We start from the raw sequence: 555 nt of genomic DNA on the forward strand, positions 1-555 counted from the left end.
CCGCTCAAGTTGTAAGTGGAATAGGATTTTTAGGTGCAGGAACAATTTTAAGAGATGGTAATAGAGTAAAGGGTTTGACAACTGCAGCAAGTTTGTGGGTATGTGCTGGAATAGGGTTAGCTATAGGTCAGGGATTTTATTTTGCAGGAATAGCTACAAGTATTATATCTTTCTTATCTTTGCTTTACTTAGGCAAATTTGAAAAAGCTGTATTGTCAGATATTAATAATCATTTACTCGTTATTGGGAAAGAAAGAAGCGGATTAATTGGCGAAATAGGAACGATTTTAGGAAACAACAATATAACCATTAAGAAAATGGACATAAATGAAATTGGTAAATTGGAATCTGGGGAAAACTTAATTGAAATAGATTTATTTATTAGAAGGTCTATAGCCAAAAATGACTATGATTTTTTAGAATCTCTCAAAGAAATAGAAGGAGTTGAGAGTGTGGAAATTAAAGGAAAAGGATTAAAAATAGGAAACTAATATATCACTATTAATTGAGGGGGAAAGCAAGTTGCATCAATATAAAGGCAAACTAATAATTCAT

General features: G+C 31.5%; 1 protein-coding gene. It reads left to right on the forward strand.

Features of this window, described 5'->3' with window-relative positions; genetic code table 11:
- On the forward strand, positions 1-491 hold a 491-nt coding region (locus R7P64_RS24525), incomplete at its 5' end, for an MgtC/SapB family protein (protein WP_318124237.1).
- Positions 492-555 lie beyond the last annotated feature (64 nt).

The sequence above is a fragment of the Vibrio sp. 2304 genome, assembly GCF_033339475.1.
GTDB classification, from domain to species: Bacteria; Pseudomonadota; Gammaproteobacteria; order Enterobacterales; family Vibrionaceae; genus Vibrio; species Vibrio alginolyticus.